This is a genomic window from Kribbella qitaiheensis (genome assembly GCF_042657745.1).
GTDB lineage: Bacteria > Actinomycetota > Actinomycetes > Propionibacteriales > Kribbellaceae > Kribbella > Kribbella qitaiheensis.
In genome coordinates, this window is the sequence record NZ_JBHSKE010000079.1 from 1 (window position 1) to 24,196 (window position 24,196).

The 24,196-nt window shown below is 69.0% G+C and carries 21 protein-coding genes and 1 tRNA gene; 19 read left to right on the forward strand and 3 right to left on the reverse strand.

Translation table 11 applies throughout. The features are described from left to right. Nucleotides 1-131: 131 nt before the first annotated feature. On the forward strand, nucleotides 132-998 hold the full coding sequence (locus tag ACFPJ1_RS41040) for a GNAT family N-acetyltransferase (protein WP_380111812.1): 867 nt from the start codon (nucleotides 132-134) through the stop codon (nucleotides 996-998). Between the two features lie 45 nt (nucleotides 999-1,043). Here ACFPJ1_RS41040 and ACFPJ1_RS41045 read toward each other — a convergent pair whose 3' ends face one another. Continuing rightward, nucleotides 1,044-2,153 (reverse strand): dipeptidase, encoded by a 1,110-nt coding sequence (locus ACFPJ1_RS41045; protein ID WP_380111813.1) that lies wholly within the window; start codon nucleotides 2,151-2,153, stop codon nucleotides 1,044-1,046. Between the two features lie 147 nt (nucleotides 2,154-2,300). Between ACFPJ1_RS41045 and hisI the strand changes: the two genes are divergently transcribed. From hisI to ACFPJ1_RS41105, 12 genes are all read left to right on the forward strand, one after another. After that, nucleotides 2,301-2,630, forward strand: a complete 330-nt coding sequence (gene hisI / locus ACFPJ1_RS41050) for a phosphoribosyl-AMP cyclohydrolase (RefSeq protein WP_380111814.1) — start codon at nucleotides 2,301-2,303, stop codon at nucleotides 2,628-2,630. Then, nucleotides 2,627-4,117, forward strand: coding sequence for an anthranilate synthase component I (locus ACFPJ1_RS41055; RefSeq protein WP_380111815.1), 1,491 nt, complete (start codon nucleotides 2,627-2,629; stop codon nucleotides 4,115-4,117). The genes hisI and ACFPJ1_RS41055 overlap by 4 nt, the downstream gene beginning before the upstream one ends. Further along, nucleotides 4,117-4,647 carry a Trp biosynthesis-associated membrane protein gene (locus ACFPJ1_RS41060; protein ID WP_380111816.1) on the forward strand — a complete coding sequence of 177 codons (531 nt, stop codon included), beginning with the start codon at nucleotides 4,117-4,119 and terminating at the stop codon, nucleotides 4,645-4,647. The genes ACFPJ1_RS41055 and ACFPJ1_RS41060 overlap by 1 nt, the downstream gene beginning before the upstream one ends. 55 nt (nucleotides 4,648-4,702) lie before the next feature. Beyond that, nucleotides 4,703-4,963, forward strand: coding sequence for an HGxxPAAW family protein (locus tag ACFPJ1_RS41065; RefSeq protein ID WP_132188199.1), 261 nt, complete (start codon nucleotides 4,703-4,705; stop codon nucleotides 4,961-4,963). Between the two features lie 16 nt (nucleotides 4,964-4,979). Then, on the forward strand, nucleotides 4,980-5,786 hold the full coding sequence (gene trpC / locus ACFPJ1_RS41070; protein ID WP_380111817.1) for an indole-3-glycerol phosphate synthase TrpC: 807 nt from the start codon (nucleotides 4,980-4,982) through the stop codon (nucleotides 5,784-5,786). Nucleotides 5,787-5,862: 76 nt separating this feature from the next. After that, nucleotides 5,863-7,071 (forward strand): tryptophan synthase subunit beta, encoded by a 1,209-nt coding sequence (gene trpB, locus ACFPJ1_RS41075; RefSeq protein WP_380111818.1) that lies wholly within the window; start codon nucleotides 5,863-5,865, stop codon nucleotides 7,069-7,071. Continuing rightward, a complete protein-coding gene (gene trpA, locus ACFPJ1_RS41080) occupies nucleotides 7,068-7,895 on the forward strand; it encodes a tryptophan synthase subunit alpha (RefSeq protein WP_380111819.1) in 828 nt (275 codons plus the stop codon). Before trpB ends, trpA begins: the two co-directional genes overlap by 4 nt. A gap of 7 nt (nucleotides 7,896-7,902) precedes the next feature. Continuing rightward, on the forward strand, nucleotides 7,903-8,565 hold the full coding sequence (locus ACFPJ1_RS41085) for an SCO family protein (RefSeq protein ID WP_380111820.1): 663 nt from the start codon (nucleotides 7,903-7,905) through the stop codon (nucleotides 8,563-8,565). Next, nucleotides 8,562-9,047 carry a MauE/DoxX family redox-associated membrane protein gene (locus ACFPJ1_RS41090; protein WP_380111821.1) on the forward strand — a complete coding sequence of 162 codons (486 nt, stop codon included), beginning with the start codon at nucleotides 8,562-8,564 and terminating at the stop codon, nucleotides 9,045-9,047. The genes ACFPJ1_RS41085 and ACFPJ1_RS41090 overlap by 4 nt, the downstream gene beginning before the upstream one ends. After that, nucleotides 9,044-9,751: a DsbA family protein gene (locus ACFPJ1_RS41095; RefSeq protein ID WP_380111822.1), complete on the forward strand. Its 708-nt coding sequence runs from the start codon at nucleotides 9,044-9,046 to the stop codon at nucleotides 9,749-9,751. The genes ACFPJ1_RS41090 and ACFPJ1_RS41095 overlap by 4 nt, the downstream gene beginning before the upstream one ends. Before the next feature lie 72 nt (nucleotides 9,752-9,823). Further along, on the forward strand, nucleotides 9,824-10,870 hold the full coding sequence (gene lgt / locus ACFPJ1_RS41100; RefSeq protein WP_380111823.1) for a prolipoprotein diacylglyceryl transferase: 1,047 nt from the start codon (nucleotides 9,824-9,826) through the stop codon (nucleotides 10,868-10,870). After that, nucleotides 10,863-11,657: a VIT1/CCC1 transporter family protein gene (locus tag ACFPJ1_RS41105; RefSeq protein WP_380111825.1), complete on the forward strand. Its 795-nt coding sequence runs from the start codon at nucleotides 10,863-10,865 to the stop codon at nucleotides 11,655-11,657. The genes lgt and ACFPJ1_RS41105 overlap by 8 nt, the downstream gene beginning before the upstream one ends. A gap of 12 nt (nucleotides 11,658-11,669) precedes the next feature. Here the strand turns inward: ACFPJ1_RS41105 and ACFPJ1_RS41110 are convergent, their stop codons facing one another. Then, the gene (locus tag ACFPJ1_RS41110) at nucleotides 11,670-12,500 is read right to left on the reverse strand and encodes an aminoglycoside phosphotransferase family protein (protein WP_380111827.1); all 831 of its coding nucleotides are present in this window, start codon (nucleotides 12,498-12,500) and stop codon (nucleotides 11,670-11,672) included. A gap of 261 nt (nucleotides 12,501-12,761) precedes the next feature. On the opposite strand from ACFPJ1_RS41110, the gene gltB reads away from it, so the two are divergent. The 4 genes from gltB to pyk all read left to right on the forward strand — a co-directional run bounded on the left by gltB (nucleotide 12,762) and on the right by pyk (nucleotide 21,978). Beyond that, the gene (gltB, locus tag ACFPJ1_RS41115) at nucleotides 12,762-17,300 is read left to right on the forward strand and encodes a glutamate synthase large subunit (protein WP_380111828.1); all 4,539 of its coding nucleotides are present in this window, start codon (nucleotides 12,762-12,764) and stop codon (nucleotides 17,298-17,300) included. After that, the gene (locus ACFPJ1_RS41120) at nucleotides 17,300-18,766 is read left to right on the forward strand and encodes a glutamate synthase subunit beta (protein WP_380111830.1); all 1,467 of its coding nucleotides are present in this window, start codon (nucleotides 17,300-17,302) and stop codon (nucleotides 18,764-18,766) included. The genes gltB and ACFPJ1_RS41120 overlap by 1 nt, the downstream gene beginning before the upstream one ends. A gap of 145 nt (nucleotides 18,767-18,911) precedes the next feature. Beyond that, the gene (locus ACFPJ1_RS41125; RefSeq protein ID WP_380111831.1) at nucleotides 18,912-20,462 is read left to right on the forward strand and encodes a metallophosphoesterase family protein; all 1,551 of its coding nucleotides are present in this window, start codon (nucleotides 18,912-18,914) and stop codon (nucleotides 20,460-20,462) included. Nucleotides 20,463-20,535: 73 nt separating this feature from the next. Further along, complete coding sequence (gene pyk, locus ACFPJ1_RS41130; RefSeq protein ID WP_380111832.1) at nucleotides 20,536-21,978, forward strand: pyruvate kinase; 1,443 nt, start codon at nucleotides 20,536-20,538, stop codon at nucleotides 21,976-21,978. 505 nt (nucleotides 21,979-22,483) lie between these two features. Here the strand turns inward: pyk and ACFPJ1_RS41135 are convergent. After that, nucleotides 22,484-22,557: transfer RNA gene (locus tag ACFPJ1_RS41135), tRNA-Leu, on the reverse strand. Between the two features lie 35 nt (nucleotides 22,558-22,592). On the opposite strand from ACFPJ1_RS41135, the gene ACFPJ1_RS41140 reads away from it, so the two are divergent. Both ACFPJ1_RS41140 and ACFPJ1_RS41145 read left to right on the forward strand, forming a co-directional pair. Continuing rightward, nucleotides 22,593-23,519 carry a transcriptional regulator gene (locus tag ACFPJ1_RS41140; RefSeq protein ID WP_380111833.1) on the forward strand — a complete coding sequence of 309 codons (927 nt, stop codon included), beginning with the start codon at nucleotides 22,593-22,595 and terminating at the stop codon, nucleotides 23,517-23,519. Nucleotides 23,520-23,582: 63 nt separating this feature from the next. Further along, nucleotides 23,583-24,164 carry an ANTAR domain-containing response regulator gene (locus tag ACFPJ1_RS41145; protein ID WP_132188209.1) on the forward strand — a complete coding sequence of 194 codons (582 nt, stop codon included), beginning with the start codon at nucleotides 23,583-23,585 and terminating at the stop codon, nucleotides 24,162-24,164. The last annotated feature ends 32 nt before the right edge of the window (nucleotides 24,165-24,196 follow it).

The window sequence follows — 24,196 nt, forward strand, 5'->3', positions numbered from 1 at the left end:
GGGTCGGTGGGGGGCTGAAGGAAGGGCCGGTGGGTGGGACGCCGGGGAGGGGGTCGGGCGAGGGCGGGATGTGCGTGCGGTTTGCGGAAAGTGGGGTGCGGGGTGTCGGTGGGGTGGTGTGTGATCGGGGTATGACTATCGAACTGGGGTTGGCGGGGGTCGGCGGGTTGGGTGAAGTTGCCGGGAAGCTGGGGGAGTGGCAGTACGGCGGGGGCGCGGTGCAGGTGCATCCGGGGGATCTGGGGTGGTTCTGGCGGTTCGGGGCCGAGCGGACCGCGGACGCCGTGCGGGTGTGGAGGCGCGACCACGAGATCCTCGCGGTCGGCCTGCTCGACGAGCCGGACATGTTGCGGCTCGCGCTGGCGCCGGCCGCTTTCGACGACGCGGAGCTCGCCCAGCAGATCGTCGACGACAGCTCGGACCCCGCGCGCGGAGTACTGATCGAGGGGACCGTGTACGTCGATGCTCCGGAGGGTGCGCGGGTTCGCGATCTGCTGTTCAAGGATGGGTGGGACGCCGACGAGCCGTGGGTGCCGCTCGAGCGTGACCTCGCGGAGCCGATCGAGGATCCCGGTCTTGCGGTCGAGGTGATCGGGCCTGACCAGGCGCACGTGCGGACCGCGGTCCAGCGCGCGTCCTTCGACGGGTCCACCTTCACCGACGAACGCTGGCACGCGATGGCCGCTGGTACGCCGTACGCCGAGGCCAGGTGTCTCGTCGGGAAGAACGACCAAGGTGACCCGGTGGCCGCGGTCACCGTGTGGTCGGCCGGAGCCGGCAAGCCGGGGCTGATCGAGCCGTTGGGGGTGCACCGTCAGTTCCGCGGCGCCGGACACGGCAAGGCGATCACCGTCGCCGCGGCCGCCGCGCTCCGGGACCTGGGTTCGTGCAGCGCCGTCGTCTGCACCCCCGGCTTCAACGTCGGCGCCGTCGCCACCTACCGTGCGGCCGGCTTCCAGCCCCTCCCCGAGACCCGCGCCCAGCTCCGGAAAGCCTGAAACGCGGAGCCCGAGACGCAGGGTCCGAAACGCGGAGCCGGAAACCTACCCGGCGACCTCGTCGGCGGCGCGCAGTACTCGAAGGATGTTGCCTCCGGCAAGTTTCGCGAGGTCGTCGTCGCTCCAGCCTCGGTCGGCGAGGGCGTAGAAGAGCGACGGGTACGACGCGACGTCCGGCAGCCCGACCGGGAACTCCGGGCAGCCGTCGTAGTCGCCGCCCAGTCCGATGTGGTCGATCCCGGCCACCTCGCGGACGTGCTCGACGTGTGCCACCACGTCGTCGAGGGTGATCTTCGGCTTCGGTACGCCGTACGCCTCCTTCAGCTTCTTCTGCTGAGCCGGCACCAGCGGATCGAGGCCGAGCTCACCCGCCAGTTCGCGGACACCCGCCACCCAGTCGACGTACGCCTGCGATACGAAGACCGGCACGAACGTCACCATGCAGACGCCGTCGTTGCCGGCCAGGGTCTGCAGTACGTCGTCCGGCACGTTGCGCGGGTGGTCGCAGACCGCCCGGGCGGACGAGTGGCTGAAGATCACCGGGGCACTGGTCACCCGGAGGGCGTGCCGCATCGTGTCCGCGGAGACGTGCGAGAGGTCGACCAGCATGCCGAGCCGGTTCATCTCCCTCACCACGTTCTCGCCGAACTCGTTCATCCCGCCGAGCACCGGCTCGTCGGTGGCGGAGTCGGCCCAGGACACGTTGTTGTTGTGCGTCAGCGTCATGTACCGGACGCCGAGCTCGCGCATGATCCGCAGGACGCCGAGCGACTCGCCGATCGAGTGGCCGCCCTCCATCCCCATCAGCGAGGCGATCCGGCGCTCCTTGAAGGCGATGTCGACGTCGTCCGCGGTGTCGGCGAGCTGGAGCGCCTCCGGGAAGCGCGCGACCATCCGGTGCACGAAGTCGATCTGCTCGAACGTCCGGCGGACCGCGTCGGCGTCCTGCGGCACCCACAACGACCAGAACTGGGCCGCGACCTGGCCGAGCCGGAGCCTGGGCAGGTCGGTGTTCAGCTTGGGCACCGAGACGCTCAGGTCGTACGCGTCGAGGTCGTACCCGCACAGCTCGTAGAAGGCGATCGGGAGATCGTTGTGGCCGTCGATCAGGGGATGGTTCTGCAACAGGGTCTGCACCCGGGCGACACTCGTCATTCCGGCATTTTGTCAGGCCAGGCGTCGTCTCGCATGCCCACCCGAGCCCGGGTTGTCGTCAGCGAGCAATGCCCACCCAGGCCCGTGAGCCGTCCTACCCGACCCCGGGCGGTCGGGGAGTGACGGGGGATCGGGGACAATGGGGTGGTGGATACCGAGGAGCTGACCTTCGACGCGGCCGGGCTGATCCCTGCCGTCGTGCAGCAGTACGACACCCGCGAGGTCCTGATGGTCGGCTGGATGAACGCCGAGGCCGTCCGCCGGACCGCCGAGTCCGGCCGCAGTACCTTCTGGTCGCGCAGCCGCCAGGAGTACTGGGTGAAGGGTGAGACGAGCGGTAACCGTCAGCACGTCAAGCAGATCCTGGTCGATTGCGACGCCGACACCCTGCTGGTCCTGGTTGACCAGGAGGGCCCGGCCTGCCACACCGGGACGCGAAGCTGCTTCGAGCACGGCGAGATCGAGGTCAAGGCGTGAACACTCCCGACCTCGAGACCTTCCGCGAGTACGCCAAGGACCGCCGTGTCATCCCGGTGACGCGACGGCTGCTGGCGGACGCGGAGACCCCGATCGGCGTCTACGGCAAGCTCGCGGCCGAGCGCGAGGGCACCTTCCTGCTGGAGTCCGCGGAGAACGGCGGCGTCTGGTCGCGGTACTCGTTCATCGGGGTGCGCAGCGCCGCCACCCTGACCGAGCGCAACGGTGAGGCCGTCTGGACCGGCAACCCGCCGGTCGGGCTGCCACAGACCGGCGACCCGCTGAAGGCACTGCGCGAGACGGTGGAGATCCTGCACACCCCGCGACTGCCGGACCTGCCTCCGCTGACCGGGGGCATGGTCGGCTTCCTCGGGTACGACGCGGTCCGCCGGCTGGAGAAGTTGCCAGATACAACGACCGACGACCTCGGCCTGCCCGAGCTGACCTTCCTGTTCGCCACCGACCTGGCCGCGCTGGACCACGAGACGGGTGAGATCTGGCTGATCGCCAACGCGGTCAACTGGGACGACTCCGACGAGCGGGTGGACGAGTCCTACGCGGACGCCGTCCGCCGGCTGGACGCGATGGAGAAGGACCTCGCCCAGCCGACCCCGTCGTACGTCGTGCACGCGAACCGGCAGGCGCAGCCGGACCCGCACCGGCAGCGGTCCAGCGCGGAGTACCGGGAGGCGGTGGAGACCGCCAAGGAGGAGATCCGCGCGGGTGAGGCGTTCCAGATCGTCGTCTCGCAGCGGTTCGAACTGCAGACGACGGCGAGCGCGCTCGACATCTACCGAGTGCTTCGCCGGTCGAACCCCAGCCCGTACATGTACCTGGTCCGCCTGGACGGCTTCGACATCGTCGGGTCCAGCCCCGAGGCGCTGGTGAAGGTCACCGACAACAAGGTGATCCTGCATCCGATCGCCGGCACCCGCCCGCGCGGCGCGACGCCGGAGGAGGACCGGGCGCTGGAGGAGGAGTTGCGCGCCGACGCCAAGGAGCGTGCCGAGCACCTGATGCTGGTCGACCTCGGCCGCAACGACGTCGGCCGGGTCTGCGCGCCGGGCACGGTCGAGGTGGTCGACTTCATGGACGTCCGCCGCTACAGCCACGTGATGCACCTGGAGTCGACGGTCACCGGGCGCCTGCAGGCCGGCAAGACCGCCTTCGACGCGCTCACTGCCGCGTTCCCGGCCGGAACGTTGTCCGGAGCACCGAAACCGCGGGCGATGGAGATCATCGACAAACTGGAGGTGACCCGGCGCGGCGTCTACGGCGGCGTGGTCGGTTACCTCGACTTCGCCGGTGACGCCGACACCGCCATCGCCATCCGTACCGCGGTGCTGCGCGGTACGACGGCATACGTGCAGGCGGGCGCGGGCATCGTCGCGGACTCGGACCCGGCCTCCGAGGACGCCGAGTGCCGCACGAAGGCAGCGGCCGTCCTGAACGCCATCGCCGTCGCCGGCACGTTCGCCGAGGTCTGATGCGCCCACAACGAGTGGTGGACCTGCTGGCGGTGGTGGCCCTCGTGCTGCTCGGCCTGTCGGCCTACCTGACCTGGTCGATCGCCGACCCCGGCAGCGGCCGTCCGGTGGTGAACTTCAACGGGTACGCCGTGACCCGGGCGCCGGCGACCCTGGCGCTGGCAGGCGTGGTGGCCGTCATCGTCACCAAGCTCGCCGGTACTGCGCTCCGGCGTGTCCTGGCCGCGCTGGTCGCGCTGATGGGCGTTGCCGCGATCGCGGTAGCCCTGCAGGTGCGACCGGATGCCGCGGAACTCGGTAGGCTCCGGCCAGAGCTCAGTCAAGCGGTGACGGACCGGGTGATTCTCAGCACCGGACCGGCGCCCTGGCTTGCTCTGGCGGGTGGGGTGGCTTTGCTGGCGGCGGGGGTGATCGCGCTGCTGACGGCGCATCGATGGCGGCGCCCGACGCTGCGGTACGAGCGTGATCCGGCCGCTACACCGGCCGATCAGTGGAAGGCGATCGACGCCGGTGAGGACCCGACGATCTGATTGTCGGGGGCTACCGCCACAATAGGACGGGACGACAAGAGGAGTGGCGCCAACGATGGACAATACGACCGCAGATCAGACGGTGGACTACGAGAGCGAAGAAGCTCACGCAGGCGGCCTGCACGGCAGCACTCCGGCGGCCTGGACCGCCGTGACGATCGTGCTGGTCGGGTTCACCGTCGGAGCCATCGCGATGGTGATGGGGCCGAACTGGGTGTTGTTCTGGATCTCGGTCGGGATCGCCGTGGCGGGCGGCCTGGTCGGCAAGGTGATGCAGCTGCTCGGCTTCGGTGCACGGTCCAGCGACCACCACTGACGGACGGACCACAATCATGACTGTGCTTGACGACATCCTCGCCGGGGTCCGGGAGGACCTCGCGGAGCGCCAGGCGCGGGTCAGCCTGGACGACCTCAAGCTGGAAGCCCGGCGCAAGCCCGACGCCAAGGACCCGATGCCGGTGTTCCGCGGTGACGGGATCGCGATCATCGCCGAGGTGAAGCGGTCCAGCCCGTCCAAGGGCGCCCTGGCCGACATCGCCGACCCCGCCGCGCTCGCCTCGGAGTACGCGGAGGGTGGTGCGGCGGCGATCAGCGTGCTGACCGAGCAGCGCCGCTTCGGCGGCAGCCTGGAGGACCTGCGCGCGGTCCGCGGCCGGGTCGACGTACCGGTGCTGCGCAAGGACTTCATCCTGTCCTCGTACCAGCTCTGGGAAGCCCGGGCGGTCGGCGCCGACATGGTGCTGCTGATGGTGGCCGCGCTGGAGCAGGAGGCGCTGGTCTCGCTGATCGAGCGGGCTCACTCCATCGGGTTGTGCCCACTGGTGGAGGTGCACGACGAGGAAGAGACGCTGCGGGCGGTGGACGCGGGGGCTCAGTTGATCGGCGTCAACAACCGCAACCTGAAGACCCTCGAGGTCGACCGCAACACCTTCGCCCGGGTCGCGCCGTCGATCCCGACCAACCTGGTCCGGGTGGCGGAGTCCGGCGTTCGTGGTCCGCATGATGTAATCGAGTTCGCGCGCGCCGGGGCCGATGTCGTCCTCGTCGGTGAAACCCTGGTGACCGGCCGCGATCCGCGGGCCTCGGTCGCCGATCTCGTCGCTGCGGGATCGCACCCCGCCATCCAGCAGCGTCACTGAGACGTGCCGGCCCCCGCCGAGGGGGTCGTCACCGAGACGTGAAACCCCTGTGTGAGCAGGGGTTTGGAAGGCGAACATGACTGCTGTGCTGCCCGACCAGCTCGGGCACTTCGGCCGCTTCGGCGGCAGGTTCCTGCCGGAGGCGCTGATCGCGCCGCTCGACGAGCTGACCACCGCGTGGCAGCAGGCGATGGCGGACAAGACCTTCACCGACGAGTTCGAGCGGATGCTGCGCGAGTACGCCGGCACCCCGAGCCTGCTGTACGACGCGACCCGGCTGTCGGACGTCGTCGGGGCGCGGGTGCTGCTGAAGCGCGAGGACCTGAACCACACGGGTGCGCACAAGATCCGCAACGTGCTCGGTCAGGCGCTGCTCACCAAGCGGATGGGCAAGACCCGGGTGATCGCCGAGACCGGTGCCGGCCAGCACGGGGTCGCCGCGGCGACCGCGTGCGCCTACCTGGATCTCGAGTGCGTCGTCTACATGGGCGAGGTCGACACCGAGCGGCAGGCCCTGAACGTGGCCCGGATGAAGCTGCTCGGCGCCGAGGTGATCCCGGTCAAGACCGGTAGCCGGACGCTGAAGGACGCGATCAACGAGGCGCTTCGCGACTGGGTCGCCAGCGTCGACAACACCCACTACCTGCTCGGTACTGCCGCCGGCGGGCACCCGTTCCCAGCCATGGTGCGCGACTTTGTCCGGGGGATCGGTGACGAGGCCCGGGCTCAGTCGCTCGAGCTGCTCGGCCGGCTCCCCGACGCGGCCGTCGCCTGTGTCGGTGGCGGATCGAACGCGATCGGCCTGTTCGCCGCCTTCGTCCCCGACACCGAGGTGAAGCTGTACGGCATCGAGGCCGGTGGCGACGGTTACGAGACCGGCCGGCACGCGGCGACGATCACCGCGGGCCAGGTCGGCGTGCTGCACGGCGCCAGGTCCTACCTGCTGCAGGACGAGGACGGGCAGACGATCGAGTCGCACTCGATCTCCGCCGGACTGGACTACCCGGGCGTCGGCCCGGAGCACGCCTGGCTGGCGGAGACCGGCCGGGCGACGTACCGGCCGGCGACGGACGCGGCGGCGATGGAGTCGCTGCGGCTGCTGGCCCGCACCGAGGGCATCATCCCGGCGATCGAGTCGGCGCACGCGATCGCCGGCACGCTGGAGATCGCCAAGGAACTGGGGCCTGAGGCAACCATCCTGGTATGTCTGTCCGGTCGTGGTGACAAGGACATGGACACGGCCGGCGAGTGGTTCGGCCTGATCGACGGGAACGGCAAGGCATGAGCGACGTGAGCGCCGAACTGGGCAACGCGGGCACCGCGATCCGGAAGGCGAACGACGAGGGCCGGGCCGCGCTGGTCGGCTACCTGCCGGCCGGCTACCCGACCATCGACGGTGGCGTGGACGCGATCAAGGCGCTGGTCGACGGCGGCGTGGACGTGCTCGAGATCGGCCTGCCGTACAGCGACCCGGTGATGGACGGCGTGACGATCCAGCGCGCCGCCGAGATCGCGCTGGCCGGCGGGCTGCGGATCCGCGACGTGCTCGGCACCGTCGAGAAGGTCGCCGCGTACGCCGACGTGCCGGTGCTGGTGATGACGTACTGGAACCCGATCGAGCGGTACGGCGTGGATCGGTTCGCGGTGGACCTCGCCGCCGCCGGGGGAGCCGGCCTGATCACGCCCGACCTGATCCCGAACGAAGGCGCCGAGTGGATCGCCGCCGCCGACAAGAACGAGCTGGACAAGGTGTTCCTGGTCTCGCCGTCCTCCACCGACGCACGGATCGGGCTCACCACGGCTTCCTGCCGGGGATTCGTCTACGCGACTGCCGTGATGGGCGTCACCGGGGCCCGTGACCAGGCGTCGGACCTGGCCGCGCCGCTGGTCGCCCGGACGAAGGCGGCCACCGGGCTCCCCGTCGGGGTCGGACTCGGCGTTTCCAACGCGGACCAGGCGGCGGCCGTCGCGGCGTACGCGGATGCTGTGATCGTGGGCTCGGCGTTCGTGAAGGCGCTCGACGCGGGCGGCCCGGCGGGAGTGAAATCGCTCACGGAGAGCCTCGCCGAAGGGGTCCGGCGGGAACGCCGCACCCCCGTCGCTCGTTAGAACCGCCGTGAGTCGAACCAGGAACGCGGCCGTTTTCTTCGCCGCGGTGGCTCTGCTTGCCCTCACGGGCTGCAGCAGCGCGCCGAAGCAGTCAGCCGACAACCCCGGTGGGGCGATCATCCGTACCCCGGCCGGTGATCCGAGCGGGTTGCGCGGGGCGACACTGGACCGGCCGTACTCGTTACCGGCCACCTCGCTGACCGACACCTCGGGCAACGAGTTCAACCTGGTGACGTCGACGAAGAAGCCGGTCACGCTGGTGTTCTTCGGCTACACGAACTGCCCGGACGTCTGCCCGACCGTGATGGCCGATGTCGCCTCCGCGCTGACCAAGCTGGACGAGTCGGTGCGCGACCAGGTGCAACTGCTGTTCATCACCACTGATCCGGCGAGGGACACTGGACCGGTGATTCGCAAGTACCTGGACCGGTTCGACCCGTCGTTCGTCGGGCTGACCGGCAACCTGACCTCGATCAAGGACATCGCCAAGCATGTCGGCGTGCCGGTGGAGGGCATGAAGAAGCTGCCCTCCGGCGGGTACGAGGTGGGCCACGGCGCCCAGGTGCTCGGCTTCGGGGCGAACGACAAGGCCACCGTGCTGTGGCTGTCGAACGCGGCGATCGGCGACCTTGCGCACGACTTCGGCAAGCTCGTCGAGGAGAACCAGTGAAGCAACAACCTTGGTTCCCGTGGGTGTCGCTGGTCGCCCGCCTCGTGCTCGGTGGCGTGATGCTGGTGGCCGGGGCACTCAAAGTCACCGACCCGGAGGTCGCCGCGCAGGCGGTCCGGGCGTACGAACTGCTTCCGTCCGGGTTCGACAGCATCGTGGGGCTCGTGCTGCCTTTCCTGGAGATCGCGATCGGGTTGCTGTTGATCGTCGGTTACGGTGTCCGGCCCGCCGCGGCGGTGGCCGGTGTTTTCATGGTGGTGTTCATCGCCGCGGTGTCCTCCGCCTGGGCTCGTGGTCTGGCGATCGACTGTGGCTGCTTCGGCGGCGGCGGTCAGGTTGCGCCCGGCCAGACGAAGTACTTGCAGGAGATCCTGCGGGACGTCGGTCTGCTGGTGCTCGCGGGGTGGCTGTGGTTCAGCCCGCGCAGCAAGTTCGCGCTCGAATCGGATCCGCACGTGTCGACAGGAGTAACCGCGTCGTGAGCAAGACCCAGCCCAAGCCCCCGGTCAATCCGCTGCTGCAGCAGAAGCGGCGGATCTCGCCCGGCATCGTCATCGTGGTCGTGGTGGTGCTCGCCATCATCGCCGCCGTCGGTGTCGACTACTGGCGCAAGCACTCCAAGGTCGAGGTGACCACGAGCGGCCGGCCCGAACCCGCCGTGATCACCGGACCTGGCACCAGCGGCAAGGGCGTCACGGTCGGCAAGGCCGGCGCCAAGTCTCACATCGACCTGTACCTCGACTTCCGCTGCCCGCACTGCGCGGACTTCGAGGAGGAGTCCGGCCCGACCATCGACAAGCTGGTCGAGGACGGCACCGCCACCTTGACCTACTGGCCGCTGGCCTTCGTGAGCCCGGATGACTCGCCCCGGCTGGCCAACGCGTTCTCCGCGGCCGCCGCGAACGGCAAGGCACTGAGCTACGCCGACGGCATCTACGGCGACTTCTCCAAGGCCTGGACCACCGACCAGCTGATCGACCTGGGCAAGCAGCTCGGCATCGACGACCAGAAGTTCGAGGCCGCGGTCAACGACAACAGCTACAAGGGCTGGCTGGACACGATCGCCCAGGCGGCCAACGACCGCAAGGTGGAAGGCACTCCCACGGTCTTCGTGAACGACAAGATGCTGAGTGGCGACCAGCTCACTCCTGAGGGCCTGGAGAAGGCCGTCGGTGCGACGAACTGACGCACCGAGTCCCCATCGTGACCACGTGTTGGTGGTCGCGATGGGGCCGGTCGAGTAGCGTTCCTGCTTGCCATGTCTAGTCTGCTGCCCGCCGTGATCATCCCGGCGTTCATCCCCAGTCCAAGCCAGGGTGTCTGGCACCTCGGTCCGTTGCCGCTACGTGCCTACGCCATCTGCATCCTGCTCGGCATCTTCGCCGGTTACTGGCTGGGCCGGAAACGGTGGGTCGCCCGCGGCGGCTCGGCCGAGGTGCTCGCCGACATCATCATGTGGGCGGTGCCGTTCGGCCTGGTCGGCGCCCGGATCTACCACGTGATCACCGACGCCGAGCTGTACTTCGGCGCGGGCAAGCACCCGATCGACGCGCTGAAGATCTGGCACGGCGGCCTCGGCATCTGGGGCGCGGTAGCGTTCGGCGCGCTCGGCGCCTGGATCGCCTGCCGCCGGCACAAGGTGCCGTTCCTCGCCGTCGCCGACGCGATGGCGCCCGGGATCGCGCTGGCCCAGGTGATCGGCCGGTTCGGGAACTACTTCAACCAGGAACTGTTCGGGAAACCGACGGACCTGCCCTGGGGTCTGGAGATCGCCCCGGAGCACCGGCCCGCGGGGTACATGGACTTCGCCACCTTCCACCCGACGTTCCTCTACGAAGCGATCTGGAACCTCGGCGTGATCGCGCTGGTGATCCTGGTCGACCGGCGCTACAAGCTCGGCCACGGCCGTGCCTTCGCCCTGTACGTCGCCGGGTACACCCTGGGCCGCGCGTGGATCGAGAACCTGCGGATCGACACGGTGAACGAGTTCGCCGGCCTCCGGCTGAACGTGTGGGTGTCGATGGTGATGTTCGTGCTCGCCGTCGCCTACTTCATCATCAGCCTCCGCCTGAGGCCCGGCCAGGAAGACATCTCGGTCGGCCCCGCGGCCGGCGGCGACAAGCCCTCCGACACCGCGGCGGACGCCGGCGAACCGGCGGACACCGCCACCGAGGCCCCTTCGTCGGCGGAGGAGGAGGAGGTCCCGGCTGACGCGGACCAGCCTTCCGCGGACGCCACCGCCCCCGGCGGCGACAAGGACGCCAAAGTCGAAGCCGGATCCCCGACTGACAGGCCCCGTGACTGAGCCCGTTGTACCTGCTGCCGGCGGCGAGGATTCCACCTCGCCGCCGACCTCCGGCGTACCGCCGACTTCCGGCGTACCGGGGGTGTCCGCGGAGCATTCCGGGGATCACACCCATCGCGACGTGACGGGTGGCTGGCTGCGGCCGGCGGTCTTCGGGGCGATGGACGGGCTGGTGTCGAACTTCGCGCTGATCGCCGGCATGGACGGCGGCACCGAGTCCGGATCGCAGTTCATCGTGCTGGCCGGACTCGCGGGGCTGGCGGCCGGCGCCTTCTCGATGGCGGCGGGCGAGTACACCTCGGTCGCCTCGCAGCGTGAGCTCGCCCGCGCCGAGATCGAGGTCGAACGGCGCGAGATCCAGCGCCACCCCGGCGACGAGGAACTGGAGCTCGCCGAGACCTACGAGGCGAAGGGCCTCGACCCGGAACTGGCGAGCCAGGTCGCCCAGCAGTTCCACGCGAACCCCGACCAGGCGCTCGAGGAGCACGTCCGCGAGGAGCTCGGCCTGGACCCCAACGACCTGCCGTCCCCGGTGGTCGCGGCCTCGTCGTCGTTCGTCTGCTTCGCGATCGGCGCGATCATCCCGGTCCTGCCGTACCTGCTCGGCGCCTCGAACGTGCTGCCCGCGCTGATCATGTCCCTCACCGCGCTCTTCATCTGCGGCGCGGTCGTCAGCCGCGTGACCACCCGCTCCTGGTGGTACTCCGGCCTCCGCCAACTAATCCTCGGCGGCATCGCCGCAGCCCTCACCTACTTCGTCGGCACCCTGGTAGGCCCAGGCATTTAGCGTCGCAGCCTTCTATGCCGCCTGGCGGGAGGCCTCTTCGATGACGTCACCGACCGAGACCATTCGCTCGACGTGATCGCCTCGAGCCTCCTGATCGAGGGACCAGGCTGCTCGCGAGACCGCGGTGAAAGCTGCCGTCAGAACTGCACCTCGCCGTACTGCGGAGTCCGCGCCGTGGGCGTCCAGGAGAGAGGAGAGCGGCAGGTCGGTGGCTAGCAGGAGATAGCCGAGGTCGAAGCCGGACGGGCCGAGGCCGAACTGCTCCCAGTCGAAGGCGATCACGTCGTCGCCGCGCCTGCCGCAGAGGTTCACCGGGTGGGCATCCCCATGCGTCGGAACTCGCGGCAGGGCGTCCAACTCGGTCAACGCCGCGTCCCGCCGTACCCACAACGCTTGAGCGGTCCGCCACAGAGGCTCGTCGACCACTCGGGAGAGCGCCGTCCAGCCCCCGCGGCGCTCCACAGTGCGCAGACGGTCGCGTAGGACGTCGCGAGCACCCCATGCAGGCTCGACCACCCGGGCCTGCGCAAACCGCCCGAGCGCCCGGGCGAGCGCTAGCGGATCCACCACCGCGCTCTCGACGTACTCGGACCACAGACTGATCCCCTCCGCGTCCCGGACGACCCGGAGGTACCTCGGCGTGCGCAGCCCGGGAGTCCGCGCGACGATGCCGGATTCGGCGACGAATGCCTGGCGCTGCCAGTACGCGTGATGGCGCACGTCCTCGATGCCGGGCAGCAGCCTCTTCACCACCCAGCCGTCACCGGTGACCCAGACGCCACCGTTGGCCTGCCCGGTCCCGGAGGCGAGCGGCTGCCAGTCGTCCTTCGGTCCCCAGGTCACCTGCCAGAACTACCACGCTCAAGAAGGCTTCGCGGGTGAATTCTCGGGGTCGTATCTGGTCGGTGAGAAGCGGTTGCTGTCACCATGGGTAGATCACGAGTGAGCGCTTGCTCACGAGGCGTGACGGTGGCGTGTGAAAGGCGTTGTGACGGTGGAATGGCTGTCCATCTGTCGGGCGTCATGAGGTAGTCTCGGGACTCCCGGCTTGGGCCAGTGTTGTCCCGCGGCCAGTTGTTGACCGTAGGACGACGGGAGCCCTGAATGTATGGTCGCCCCCCCTCTTTAATCGGGCACAGGCCGAGCGAGGGTCTGTACGACGGACGCCACGAGCACGACGCCTGTGGTGTCGCCTTCGTCGCAACCCTCACCGGTGAACCGAGCCACGACATCGTGGCCAAGGCTTTGACCGCCCTGCGCAACCTAGAACACCGTGGTGCCTCCGGCGCCGAGCCCGATTCCGGCGATGGCGCCGGCATCCTGCTGCAGGTCCCGGACGCGTTCTACCGCAAGGTGTGCGACTTCGAGCTCCCCGTACCGCGGAGCTACGCGACGGGTATCGCCTTCCTCCCGGAGGAGGCCGACGACGCAGCCAAGGCCGTCGCCCGGATCGAGGAGCTCGCCGCCGAGGAGAACCTGACGGTGGTCGGCTGGCGCGACGTGCCGACCGACCCCGAGCTGCTCGGGGCCACCGCGCGTTCGGTGATGCCGGTGTTCCGCCAGCTGTTCGTGGCGGCCAAGGCCGGCCGGGTGATGGGGCTGGCGCTGGAGCGGATGGCCTTCCGGCTGCGCAAACGGGCCGAGCGGGAGACCGCGACCTACTTTCCGTCGCTGTCGGGCCGCACCATCACCTACAAGGGGATGCTGACGACCGACCAGCTGGACAAGTTCTTCCCCGAGCTGACCGACCCGGACCTCGCCTCGGCGATCGGCGTCGTGCACTCGCGGTTCTCCACCAACACCTTCCCGTCCTGGCCGCTGGCCCACCCGTACCGGTACATCGCCCACAACGGCGAGATCAACACCGTGCAGGGCAACCGGAACTGGATGCGCGCCCGCGAGGCGCTGCTCGCCAGCGACCTGATCCCGGGTGACCTCGAGCAGATCTACCCGATCTGTACTCCGGACGCGTCCGACTCCGCGTCGTTCGACGAGGTGCTGGAGCTCCTGCACCTGGGCGGCCGCTCGTTGCCGCACGCGATGCTGATGATGATCCCGGAGGCGTGGGAGAACGCCACCACGATGGACCCGAAGCGGCGCGCTTTCTATGAGTTCCACTCGACCCTGATGGAGCCGTGGGACGGACCCGCCTCGGTGGTGTTCTCCGACGGCACCAAGGTCGGCGCCGTACTCGACCGGAACGGTCTGCGCCCCTCGCGGTACTGGGTGACCGAGGACGGTCTCGTAGTACTGGCGTCCGAGGCCGGCGTGCTCGACATCGACCCGGCGACCGTGACCCAGAAGGGCAGGCTCGAGCCGGGCCGGATCTTCCTGGTCGACGTCGACGCGCACCGGATCATCACCGACCAGGAGGTGAAGGCGGCACTGGCCGACGAGCACCCGTACGACGAGTGGCTGCACGCGGGCCTGATCCGGTTCGAGGATCTGCACGAGCGCGAGCACGTCGTCCACAGCCATGCTTCGGTGACCCGTCGCCAGCAGGTGTTCGGGTACACCGAGGAAGAGCTGCGGGTGCTGCTCACCCCGATGGCGAAGTCCGGTGCCGAGCCGATCGGCTCGATGGGCACGGACACCCCGATCGCCGTACTGAGCGACCGGCCGCGGCTGCTGTTCGACTACTTCGCCCAGCTCTTCGCGCAGGTCACCAACCCGCCGCTGGACGCGATCCGCGAGGAGCTCGTCACCTCGCTGTCGTCGTCGCTGGGGCCTGAGGCGAACCTGCTCAACCCGAGCCCGGCGTCCTGCCGTCAGGTGGTACTGCCGTTCCCGGTGATCACCAACGACGAGCTGGCCAAGCTGCGCCACATCAACCTGGACGGCGACCTGCCGGGCCTCGCGACAACCGTGCTGCGCGGCGTCTACGAGGTCGAGGGCGGCGGTGCCTCGCTGAAGGCCAGGCTCGAGCAGATCTGCGCGGAGGCCGACGCGGCCATCGCGGACGGCGCCCGCATCCTGGTGCTGTCCGACCGGCACTCGAACGCCGAGAACGCGCCGATCCCGTCGCTGCTGCTGACCGGCGCGGTTCATCACCACCTGGTGAGGGAGAAGACCCGCACGCAGGTCGGCCTGGTCGTCGAGGCGGGAGACGTGCGCGAGGTCCACCACGTCGCCCTGCTGATGGGCTACGGCGCGGCCGCGGTCAACCCGTACCTGGCGCTGGAGTCCGTCGAGGACCTCTGCCGCCGCGGCACCTACCTGCCCGGGATCGAGCCCGAGCAGGCCGTCCGGAACCTGGTGAAGTCGCTCGGCAAGGGCGTCCTCAAGGTGATGTCGAAGATGGGCGTCTCCACCGTCGCGTCGTACACCGGTGCGCAGATCTTCGAGGCCAACGGCCTGTCGCCGGATCTGGTCGACGCCTATTTCACCGGTACGTCGTCCAAGCTCGGCGGGATCGGGCTGGACGTCATCGCCGAGGAGGTACGGCGCCGGCACCTGCGGGCGTACCCGGCGGACGGCATCGTCGCCGCGCACCGCAAGCTCGAGATCGGCGGCGAGTACCAGTGGCGCCGCGAGGGCGAGCCGCACCTGTTCGACCCGGAGACGGTGTTCCGGCTGCAGCACTCCACTCGCACCGGGCGGTACGACATCTTCAAGCAGTACACGGCCCGGGTGGACGAGCAGTCCGAGCGGCTGATGACGCTGCGCGGCCTGTTTGGCTTCAAGTCCGGTCGCGACCCGATCCCGCTCGACGAGGTCGAGCCGGTGTCGGCGATCGTCAAGCGGTTCTCCACCGGCGCGATGAGCTACGGCTCGATCAGCGCCGAGGCGCACACCACGCTGGCGATCGCGATGAACCGGATCGGCGGCAAGTCGAACACCGGTGAGGGCGGCGAGGACTCCGACCGGCTGCACGACCCGGCCCGGCGCAGCTCGATCAAGCAGGTCGCGTCCGGCCGGTTCGGCGTCACCTCGGAGTACCTGACGAACTCCGACGACATCCAGATCAAGATGGCGCAGGGCGCGAAGCCCGGCGAGGGCGGTCAGCTGCCCGGGAACAAGGTGTACCCGTGGGTGGCGAACACGCGACACTCCACTCCGGGCGTCGGCCTGATCTCGCCGCCCCCGCACCACGACATCTACTCGATCGAGGACCTGGCCCAGCTGATCCACGACCTGAAGAACGCGAACCCGTCCGCACGGATTCACGTGAAGCTCGTCTCGGAGGTCGGGGTCGGCACGATCGCCGCCGGCGTCAGCAAGGCGCACGCGGACGTCGTACTGATCTCCGGCCACGACGGCGGTACCGGTGCGGCTCCGCTGACCTCGCTGAAGCACGCAGGCGGTCCCTGGGAGCTCGGCCTTGCCGAGACCCAGCAGACCCTGCTGCTGAATGGTTTGCGCGACCGGATCGTCGTCCAGACCGACGGTCAGCTCAAGACCGGCCGGGACGTCGTCATCGCGGCGCTGCTCGGCGCGGAGGAGTACGGGTTCGCCACGGCTCCGCTGGTGGTCTCGGGCTGCATCATGATGCGCGTCTGCCACCTGGACACCTGCCCGGTCGGCGTCGCGACGCAGAACCCGGTACTGCGTGAGCGGTTCTCCGGGAGGCCCGAGTTCGTGGTGAACTTCTTCGAGTTCATCGCCGAGGAGGTCCGGGAGTACCTGGCGGAGCTGGGTTTCCGGTCGCTCGACGAGGCGATCGGCCACGCCGACGTACTCGACATCCAGCGCGCGGTCGACCACTGGAAGTCCGACGGGCTCGACCTGACGCCGATCCTGCACGTGCCCTCGCTGCCGGAAGGTGCTTCGCGGCACCAGACGGTGCTGCAGGACCACGGGCTCGACAAGGCGCTGGACAACGAGCTGATCCGGATCTGCGCGCCCGCGCTCGAGAACGGCGAGCCGGTCCGGGCGCAGCTGCCGATCCGCAACGTGAACCGGACCGTCGGGACCATGCTCGGCCACGAGATCACCAAGCGGTACAAGGCGGCGGGGCTGCCGGACGAGACGATCGACCTGACCTTCACCGGGTCGGCCGGCAACTCGTTCGCCGCCTTCGTCCCGCGCGGGGTGACCCTCCGGCTGGAGGGTGACGCCAACGACTACGTCGGCAAGGGCCTGTCGGGCGGTCGCGTGGTGATCCGGCCGGACCGGCATGCGCGCTTCGACGCGGCCGACCAGATCATCGCCGGCAACGTCATCGCGTACGGCGCGACGTCGGGCGAGCTGTTCATCAACGGTGGCGCGGGGCAACGGTTCTGCGTGCGGAACTCCGGCGCCACCGCCGTGGTCGAGTCGGTCGGCGACCACGCCTGCGAGTACATGACGGGTGGTCGCGTCGTGGTGATCGGCGCGGTCGGCCGGAACTTCGCAGCGGGCATGTCGGGCGGCGTGGCCCACGTGCTCGACCTGGACCGCGCCCTGGTGAACCCGGAGCTGGTCGACCTGCTCCCGCTCTCCGAGGACGAGTCCGAGCTGTTGCACGACCTGGTCCGCAGGCACCACGAGGAGACCGGTTCGGAGCGGGCGGCCAAGCTGCTCGGCGACTGGACCGCCGCGGCCGCCAGGTTCACCACGGTGATGCCCCGCGACTACGCCCGGGTGCTGGCGGCCAAGGCGGCCGCCGAGCGCGACGGGCTGGACGCGGACGCCACCACGCGAGCGATGATGGAGGCCATCTGATGGCTGACCCGAAGGGATTCCTGACCACTCCGCGCGAGGTCGCCGAGCGCCGCCCGGTGGAGGAACGCAAGCAGGACTGGAAAGAGGTCTACCCCGGTGGGGCCGGCAAGGCGCTGCTGCCGATCATCACCAAGCAGGCCGGGCGCTGCATGGACTGCGGCATCCCGTTCTGCCACTCCGGCTGTCCACTGGGCAACCTGATCCCGGAGTGGAACGACCTGGTCTGGCGCGACGACTGGACCGGCGCGATCGAACGGCTGCACGCGACGAACAACTTCCCGGAGTTCACCGGCCGGCTGTGCCCGGCTCCGTGTGAGCCGGCCTGCGTGCTGGGCATCAACCAGGAGCCGGTCACGATCAAGAACGTCGAGGTCGCGATCATCGACAAGGCCTGGGAGTCCGGCGATGTCCGGCCCCAGCCGCCGGAGTGGCTGACCGGCAAGACGATCGCCGTGGTCGGCTCCGGCCCGGCCGGTCTCGCGGTCGCGCAGCAGCTGACCCGGGCGGGTCACACCGTGGCCGTGTACGAGCGGGCCTCCGCGCCCGGCGGGCTGCTGCGGTTCGGCATTCCCGAGTTCAAGATGGAGAAGTCGCAGGTCGAGCGGCGGATCCAGCAGATGAAGGAAGAGGGCACCGTCTTCCGCTCCGGCGTCAACGTCGGCGTGGACGTCACCGGCACCCAGCTCAAGCAGCGGTACGACGCCGTTGTGATCGCGACCGGTGCCACCGCGGCCCGGGACCTGCCGGTGCCGGGACGCGAGTTCGGCGGCATCCACCAGGCGATGGAGTACCTGCCCCAGTCCAACAAGGTCGCGCTGGGGGAGACGGTCGAGGACCAGATCGTTGCCACTGGCAAGGATGTGGTGATCATCGGTGGCGGTGACACCGGCGCCGACTGCCTGGGTACGGCGCACCGGCAGGGTGCCCGCAGCGTCACCCAGCTGGAGATCATGCCGCGCCCCTCGGACGAGCGGCCGGCCGGACAGCCCTGGCCGACGTACCCGATGATCTACCGGGTCGCCTCGGCGCACGAGGAGGGCGGCGAGCGGGTCTACGCCGTCTCGACGAACAACTTCGTGGCCGATGCCGACGGCAACGTCTCGGGCCTGGACCTGGTCGAGGTCGAGCTCGTCGACGGCAGGTTCACCCCGGTTCCCGGTAGCGAGCGGACCATCCCGGCGCAGCTCGTGCTGCTCGCGATGGGCTTCCTCGGCCCTGAGCGGGAGGGCTTCCTCGAGCAGCTCGGCGTCGACCTGGACGAGCGGGGCAACGTCAAGCGTGACAAGTCCTACCAGACGTCCGTAGAAGGAGTCTTCGCCTGCGGCGACGCCGGCCGAGGCCAGTCCCTCATCGTCTGGGCCATAGCCGAAGGCCGCTCCTGCGCCGCCGGCGTAGACACCCACCTAACCGGATCCTCCACCCTCCCCACCCCCATCCCCCCAACAGCCCGCCCCCTGGTGGTCTGACGTACCCCGAACAGAACCCGACCGGCCCGGGAGCCCCTCGCTGCCCCGGGCCAACCCACCCACGTCCGGCAGGAGCGATCCGCAGTACGAGACCAGCAGCGCGCCGAGGTGCGTCCGCTTGATCGGGCACTCTAGGTTGGGACGCGTGTCTGGACGCCTGGTGACGAGGTCCCGGCTCCGCAAGGCGGCGCCGTGGGCCGGGTTGGTTCTGCTCTGGCTCGTCGTCTCGACCACCATCGGTCTGCTCGGTTTCGCGAACGACTCCGAGCGCGTCACCATCGGCGCGCACGCCGCGACCGTCTCGCCGACCTTCGACAGTCACGCGACGCTCGACCTCGGCGCCGTCCTCCCGCGCCTGCGGCTGCAGACCGACCTGCCCGCGGACCTCGGCATCAACATCGACATCCAGGAGACGGATGCCGACAACCTCACCGAACTGCTCAACCGCGACGCCCTGATCGCCAGCCAGCCGGACGGTGAGATCGCCCGGATCCGCGAGGTGGTCCGGGAGATGGCGGTCGACAACGCGGTCGCCGGCGCTGGTTCGGGCCTGCTCGCCGCGGTCGTCGTCGCCACCGTCTGGGCGATGCTCGGGCCACGCCGGCGCCGCGAGTTGTTCGTCCTGCTGCACAGCTCCGAACGACGCGTCCAGCACCGGGCGGTCGTCGTACTGGTCGCGATGCTGATCACCATCGCCTCGATCTTCGGCCCCGGCCGGATGCGCGCCCCCGAGGTCGCCCCGACCGAGTGGCGGCCGCTGTCCGCGCTCCTGCCCGAGCTGTCCTTCGACGAACGCCTGAAGACGGTCGAGGTCGCCTCCGGCTTCTCCACCACGGGCGGGATCGGTGTGATCCGTACGGCGGTCGAGACGTACGAGCGGTCCACCGACTTCTACGGGCAGCTCCGCGACCGGGTCGTCCGGGTCGGCGGCCGGATCCACCAGGCGAACCCGGGGGAGACCGTCGCGCTGCTCGTCTCGGACCGGCACGACAACATCGGGATGGACCCGTTCGCCGCGGAGGTGGCGAAGGTGGCCGGGGCGAAGGTGCTGATCGACGCCGGTGACGACTCTTCCTCGGGGCAGGCCTGGGAGGTGTTCAGCATCAACTCGCTGGCGCAGCACTTCAAGGACCTCAAGGTGGTCGCGGTCGCGGGCAACCATGACGCCGGCGGCCACATCGAGGACGCGATGCGGAAGAACAAGTTCACCGTGCTCGACAGCAAGCCCGTCGAGGTCGAGGGGATCCGGTTCCTTGGCGACAGCGATCCGACCCGGACCGGCCTCGGCAGCGCCGACAGCCCGGGCGACGAGACGACCGCGGAGCAGTCCACGCGGCTGGCCGACGTGGCCTGCGAACAACCTGAGGACAAGCGGATCTCCACCATGGTTGTGCACGACCCGGCATCGTTCGCGGACACCGCCACCCGTGGTTGCGCGACCCTGCTGTTGTCGGGTCACCTGCACCGTCAGGTCGGGCCGGACACGAAGGTGGTGGACGGCAAGCCGGTGACCACCTTCACGAACGGGACCACCGGCGGAGCGGCGTACGCGTTCGCTCTCGGATACACCTTGCGGCGTCCGGGCGAGGTCACGCTGGTCACCTACTCGGAGGGTCAGCCGATCGGTCTGCAGACCGTCACGGCCGAGCTCATCGGCGAGGTGACGGTCGGCGCGTACCGGCCGCTCTCTTCTTGACCCCAACTGTTGACCGACCAGTAGTGGGGCGGACCAATCGGCGAGTGGTCTTGTAGGAGTAGGGTTTTGTGACGTGCGTCGCGCAAAGATCGTTTGTACGCTCGGCCCGGCTACGGCCGCCCCCGAGCGCGTCCTGGAACTCGTCCAAGCAGGTATGGATGTCGCTCGGCTGAATTTGAGCCACGGCGCCCACGCCGAGCATGAGCGCATCTATCAGCGGATCCGCACTGCAGCGGCCGAGACCGGCCACAACGTCGGTATCCTCGTCGACCTGCAGGGCCCGAAGATCCGGCTGGCGGAGTTCGCCGAGGGGAAAGTCACCCTGACCTACGGCGAGCGCTTCACCATCACCACCCGGGAGGTGCCGGGTGACGTCACCATCTGCGGTACGACGTACGACGGCCTTCCGGGCGACGTCAACCCGGGGGACCAGCTGCTCATCGACGACGGCCGGATCGCCCTGGTCGCCGAGGAGGTGACTGCGACCGACGTGGTCTGCCGGGTCACCGTCGGCGGGCCGGTGTCGAACCACAAGGGCATCAACCTGCCCGGTGTCTCTGTCAGTGTGCCGGCGCTGTCCGAGAAGGACGTGGAGGACCTGCGCTGGGCGCTGCACCTGCCGGCCGACATGATCGCGCTGTCCTTCGTCCGGGACGCCTCGGACATCCAGCTGGTGCACAAGATCATGGACGAGGAAGGTCACCGGGTGCCGGTGATCGCCAAGATCGAGAAGCCGCAGGCGGTCGCCAACCTGGACGAGATCATCGAGGCCTTCGACGGCTTCATGGTCGCCCGCGGCGACCTCGGCGTGGAGCTCCCGCTGGAAGAGGTCCCGCTGGTCCAGAAGCTGATCATCGACCAGGCCCGGCTGAACGCGAAGCCGGTGATCGTCGCCACCCAGATGCTGGAGTCGATGATCTCCGCCCCGCGCCCGACCCGGGCCGAGGCGTCCGACGTGGCCAACGCGGTACTCGACGGCGCCGACGCGGTGATGCTGTCCGGCGAGACCAGCGTCGGCCGGTTCCCGATCGAGACCGTCAAGACGATGGCCCGGATCGTGGCGTCCACCGAGCAGCACGGGCTGAGCCGGGTCAAGGAGATCGAGTGGGAGCCGCGCACCAAGGGCGGCGTGATCGCCAAGGCGGCCGCGGACGTGGCCGAGCGGATGGAGGCGAAGTACCTGGTCGCCTTCACCCAGAGCGGTGACACCGCACTCCGCCTGGCCCGCTACCGCACCGAGATCCCGGTCCTCGCCTTCACCCCGGTACCGTCGGTGAGCGCCTGGCTGAGCGTGGTCTGGGGCATCGAGACCCACATCGTCCCGACCGTCGACCACACCGACGAGATGGTCCGCCAGGTAGACCAGCGCCTCCTCGAACTGGGCAAGCTCCAGAAGGGCGACCTGGTCGTCATCGTCGCCGGCTCCCCGCCCAGCATCCCCGGCTCCACCAACGCCCTCCGAGTCCACCGCATGGGCGACGCCATCTCCGGCGCAGCCCCCGCCTACCGCGCCTGACCGCGCACCCACCCGGTCCCGTCACCCCACCAGGTGGCGGGACCTGCTGTCGGCACCCCCGCCGCATCGGCTCGTACAAGCAGCGGCGCGAGACCGCTCCCAGTCGGCCGCCGCCAGGGGGAACGTCAGCGAAGTCGCCGCTTGCGTCCGAAGAACTGCAGAGGCGTCTTGGCCACTTCTTCGGACGTAATGGACGGGTTCAGGTTCGGGTCTGCGGTATGGGCGGCGCGAAAGTGGGGACCTCGGACAGGCAGTGGGGACCTCGGACACCGAATACCGTGACCCCGGTCCCCAGAAGGTGTCCTAGGTCCAGGTGTTTGGCGACGGACAAGAAGGCTGGTGGTCACGCCACTCATGGAGAGTGGCGCGGCTGACGCCGAGGCGGCTGCTCAGGGATTTCAGACTCTCGCCGACCGGCATCGCAGCCAGTGCCACCCGCCGCGTGGGGCCGTCGTACATGAAGGGAGGTTCGCACCCACAACCGACAGAACCGGTCGTTTCTGGGTGCCCTGGGTGGGACTCGAACCCACACTGGATGCTGTTTGAGAGCATGGCCTCTGCCGATTGGGCTACCAGGGCATTCCGCCGAAGATCCTAGCCCATTGGCTGGCCGGATGTTCGCCATGGGCTGGCGTTTCGCGCTGGCCCATTGCACTTCGGACAACATCACTGACTGCGAACATCTTCTTATTTTCTTGAGGTCCTGGCAAATCCGGACGCCATCGGAAATTGTCGATGGCGACGGTCAAGGTGGCGCTATGCCTCGCTTCAGCTCGCAGGAGACCGTCCAGTCGGCGTTGCGAATGTCCGACCAGGGCGTCAGCGACCGTGTGAACGCCGACATCCACGGGGTGGCGATCAAGACCATCCGCAAGTGGCGTCGGCTTTACCAGCGGCAGGGTCTTCCCCGACTCGGTAGTGGGTATCCGGCGACTCCTTGTCCGCGCTGCGACGAGGCAGACCTGAACGGGTCTGCGTACGCGCACCTGTTGGGGTGGTACTTGGGTGATGGGCACATCGCCAGGGCCCGCCGAAGTGTCTATGTTCTCTCCATCTCCAACGATCCGAAGTACTCGGGGCTGTCAGACGAAATCGCCGCCACCATGCGGTTGGTCAAGCCGACGGGCAGCCCGTGTAAGCGTGGAGGCCAGGCGACGCGGATCGAGGTGCGGTGGAAGCACTGGCCATGTCTGTTCCCGCAGCACGGGCCAGGCAGGAAGCATCTACGGAAGATCGAGCTGGCCGACTGGCAGCAGGAGATAGTTGCCCGATATCCCGACCGGTTGCTTCGCGGCTTGTTCCACTCTGATGGTTGCCGCGTCACGAACTGGACGACCCGGGAGTTGAAGAGCGGGGAGATCAAGCGCTACGAGTACTTGCGATATGTCTTCGCCAACGAGTCCGAGGACATCATCGGCATCCTGACAGCTGCCCTGGATCTGCTGGAGATCCCGTGGCGGCGACCACGCCGAAACATGGTCGCGGTGAGTCAGCGGGCGGGGGTGGAGGCGCTGGATGGGTTTGTGGGTGCTAAGAGCTGAGCGGGTGGGGTCAAGGGCTGAGCGTGTCCGGCCCGGGAGGGGTGGGATCGATATGGTGGCGGGGTGAATGCGAAGCGAGTGGTGATCGCCGAGGACGAGGCGCTGATCCGGATGGACCTGGCCGAGATGCTGGCGGAAGAGGGGTATGACGTCGTCGGGCAGGCGGGAGACGGGGAGGAGGCCATCCGGCTGGCGACCGAGCACCGGCCTGATCTGGTCATCCTGGACGTGAAGATGCCCAAGCTGGACGGGCTCAGCGCGGCGGAGAAGATCGCCGGCGAGCGGATCGCCCCGGTGCTGATGCTGACCGCGTTCTCGCAGCGTGAACTGGTCGAGCGGGCCCGGGACGCGGGGGCGATGGCCTATCTGGTGAAACCGTTCTCCAAGGCGGATCTGCTGCCCGCGATCGAGATCGCCGCGTCCCGGTACGTCGAGCTCGCGGAGCTGGAGCGTGAGGTCGCGGACCTCGCGGAGCGGCTGGAGACGCGCAAACTGGTGGATCGCGCGAAGTCCGTGCTGCAGACGAAGTTCGGGCTGTCCGAGCCGGACTCGTTCCGCTGGATCCAGAAAACCGCCATGGACAAAAGAGTTTCCATGCGCCAGGTCGCCGAGTTGGTCGTTGACGAGGCGGGTAGTAACGACTGAATCACTCTGCGCTCAGGGTGTACGGGCGTGCA